Raw genomic sequence first — 3,280 nt, forward strand, 5'->3', positions numbered from 1 at the left:
GCCGAGGATCGCGGCCAACCGCGCGCGATCCTCTGCTCCAACGATGACGCTGACGGTCTGGGCCATGCCGACAGAATCGCATACCAGCAGCCCGCTGTGAATCCTATGTCTGCGTCAGTGCACTAGTCGGCGCAGGTCGCCGATCCTGCGTAGCCGGTCCGCGTTCCGCCCGACGGCCGCCCGAAAGTCGGCGATGGTCGGGAAACGGCTGTAGCCGCTACGGAACGTGCATCGGATGCCGTCGAGTGCGGCCTCCCACTCGTCGACGGGCCAGGCCGCCAGTTCGACGACGTCCGCTTCGAGGGCGTCGGGATCGGGGATCGCCAGTCCGAAGCGGGCGGCGAGCCCTTCGATGCCGAGCAGCACGGCCTCGACGCCCGCGGGCGGCGACGCCTGCTCGATCACACGCTCGACCATCGCCGCCAGCTCGCCGATTTTGTCGGGCATCATCTCGCGGTCGCGCAGCTCCCAGCGCAGGTCGTCCCTTTCAAGGCGCGCCTGCGAAGCGACGGCGGAGGGCAGCGAGGACGTCGGCGTTGCGGGTGCCGAGGTCGGCACAGGGGCGGTCGGCAGAGGAACGACGGCGGTGGTCATGGGCGGCGCTCCGGTTGGAGGTGCTGGTCGCGGCAGCGAAAGGTACGACGTTCAATGGCGAGTAATTGCTCAGGGGGCTGGCCGGTGATGGGCGCGGTCGGGTTTGATCCGGGTTAGGGGTGCCCCTAGCGGGACCCTAGCCGGTCGCGCTAACCAGGAGGGCCATGTCAGGATGTCGGCAGGCCACACGATCAGGCGCAGGTCCAGCCACATCCAGGCAGGCGCCGCCTGCCCGCCGGCGAGCTTGCCGCCCAGTGCGGCGTCGAAATGCAGGAGATGGAGGGCGGCGTGGCCAGCCGTCTGCAGCGGTGCTGACCGTCCTGCCGCCCGTCGGCGCCGTCCGATTATGAGGCGTGCGCCGCCCCTGCCCTGCCGGCCACATCCGGCTCGCTGTCGGCATGCCGACGAGCGGATCGCCCAGGGTGGCGTCGTGCCGTCGGCGCGGAGCGGCGCGCAGCAGGCGCAGGGGCAGGGGCAGGGGCAGGGGCAGCGTCACATAAACTGAGGGGCTGGCGAGCCGGAGGTCCGCCGGGCATGGTAGCGGGATGAGACGCGAGCCCGATCCTCACTACCGCCACCGCTTCCCAGCCGAGCTGATCACGCACGCAGTTTGGCTGTACCACACATTCCCGCTCAGCTTCCGCGATGTCGAACTGCTCCTGGCCGAGCGCGGTGTCGAGGTCTCATAAGAGACGGTTCGGCGCTGGTGTTGCAAGTTCGCCCAGACCTTTGCCAACCGGCTGCGCCGTCGGCGCCCGCGGCTAAGCAATTATTGTTGGCGTGGACGGCCCTCGACCGCACCGCTGTGTCATGCTGGGTCTGTCACAGACCCCACGCGAGGAGGCCCGCCATGGAGCAGATCAGCCGCATCGGCATGGACACGTCGAAGCATGCCTTTCAACTCCATGGCGTGGATGCCGCCGAGCGGCCGGTCCTGCGCAAGACCTTGCGGCGCAAGGAGATGGTGCGGTTCTTCGAACGGCTGCCACCGACGCCGATCGCCATTGAGGCCTGTGGCAGGTCTCACCACTGGGCCCGGCTGTTGGGCGGCTTTGGCCACGAGGTGCGGCTGATCGCTCCGCAGCTGGTAAAGCCCTACGTCAAGCGCGGCAAGAACGACGCCGCCGACGCCGAGGGAGGCGCTCTGCGAGGCGATGGCGCGCCCCACCATGCACTTCGTGCCGATCAAGACCGCCGAGAAACAGGCCGCCCTGATGCTCGTCGGACTGCGCGACCGCCTGGTTCGCAGCCGGACCCAGCTCGTCAACGCGATCCGGGGCTACGCGGCGGAATTCGGGATCACCGCCGCTAAGGGAACCGCCCACATCGGCGCGCTCCTGGAACGCATCCGGGCGGACGAGGCCGTTCCGGACCTGGCCCGCGAGCTGTTCGCGGTGCAGGCCCGGGAGTACGAGGCGCTGCAGGCGCGCCTCGACGAGGTCGAGTCCAAGCTGATGGCTTGGCACAAGGCGGACGCGTGCAGCCGACGGCTGGCGCAGATCCCCGGGGTCGGGCCGATCGGCGCGGTGCTGCTGGCCATGAAGACACCGGCGCCCGAGGCGTTCCGGTCGGGGCGGCAGTTCGCCGCGTGGATTGGCCTGACGCCCAAGGACCACTCGACCGCAGGCAAGACACGGCTGGGCGGCATCACGCGGGCCGGCGACGAAGGGCTGCGCAGCGTTCTGGTGGTCGGGGCGACGGCGCTGATCCGGCGGGTGCGCCAAGGCACCGGCGGCCGCGGTTTCGCCGCCTGGGTGACCGAGCTGCTCAGGCGCAAGCCGCCGAAGCTGGTCGCGGTCACCGTGGCCAACAAGATGGCGCGGGTTGCTTGGAAGCTCATGATTACGGGCGAGTCCTACGCGACGAGGGTGATCCCCGCGGACATGGGCGCCGCTTGTGGCAGGACACCGCTCGTGACGGGACCGCGCTCGTGACATCGTTGTGGGCGTTCAGCGCCGCAGGCATCCGGACCGGATGTTCCGCCTTCCGCCGGCCCGCCTCAAGTCTGGCCCTCGCGGGCCACCGCCTGCGGCGGCTGCGGACGTGACACGGGCCGGCCACCAGGCGGCTCGTTCCACCATCGGATGCCGGGCGTGGTGTCGCTGACCACGACCGCATCGGATCCGCCCGGCACAGGAGCGGCTCAGCCGTGAACAAAGCCGGGCGGCGTTGGACCTTGCAGGGTGACGAGGAGATGGCGTGATCGATCGATCCGAGACATGAGCAAACCCGGAAGTGCCAGTGGCCTTCGTGGTCGCATCGTTGTTTGGGCCCCATGTCGCGGAAACCATCTTGGCCAGCGCTCATGTGCGGGCGCGCGAACAGGCCGGACATATGAGCGCAAGCGATCCGACCACGACCTGCAACCTTTTCAGCTTGCAAGCAGAGGGCCGTCCACATATGGCACTTGGACGAAGTGCTCATCAGGATCAATGGAGTGCAGCACTATCTCTAGTGCACTGACGCAGACATAGGATTCACAGCGGGCTGCTGGTATGCGATTCTGTCGGCATGGCCCAGACCGTCAGCGTCATCGTTGGAGCAGAGGATCGCGCGCGTTTGGCCGCGATCCTCGGCGACCGCAACCGCCCGCATAAGCATGTCCAGCGGGTGAACATCATCATGCTCTCGGCCGAGCGTCTGGCGGTGCAGGAGGTGGCGCGCCGGGCCGGTGTCAGCCGCCCGG

1 protein-coding gene and 3 pseudogenes are annotated in these 3,280 nt (G+C 68.7%); 3 read left to right on the top strand and 1 reads right to left on the bottom strand.

Features of this window, described 5'->3' with window-relative positions; all coding sequences use genetic code 11:
* Nucleotides 1–114 precede the first annotated feature (114 nt).
* Nucleotides 115–594 carry a hypothetical protein gene (locus tag DS843_RS30660; protein ID WP_149472593.1) on the bottom strand — a complete coding sequence of 160 codons (480 nt, stop codon included), beginning with the start codon at nucleotides 592–594 and terminating at the stop codon, nucleotides 115–117.
* 545 nt (nucleotides 595–1,139) lie between these two features.
* Between DS843_RS30660 and DS843_RS32005 the strand changes: the two are divergent.
* The 3 pseudogenes from DS843_RS32005 to DS843_RS30675 form a co-directional block, all read left to right on the top strand.
* A pseudogene (locus tag DS843_RS32005) lies at nucleotides 1,140–1,346 on the top strand (IS6 family transposase); the annotation flags it as partial.
* A 98-nt stretch (nucleotides 1,347–1,444) separates the two neighbouring features.
* A pseudogene (locus DS843_RS30670) lies at nucleotides 1,445–2,528 on the top strand (IS110 family RNA-guided transposase).
* A gap of 577 nt (nucleotides 2,529–3,105) precedes the next feature.
* Nucleotides 3,106–3,280 (top strand): annotated as a pseudogene (locus tag DS843_RS30675) (IS630 family transposase); the annotation flags it as partial.

The sequence above is a fragment of the Roseomonas genomospecies 6 genome (assembly GCF_008365375.1).
GTDB lineage: Bacteria > Pseudomonadota > Alphaproteobacteria > Azospirillales > Azospirillaceae > Azospirillum.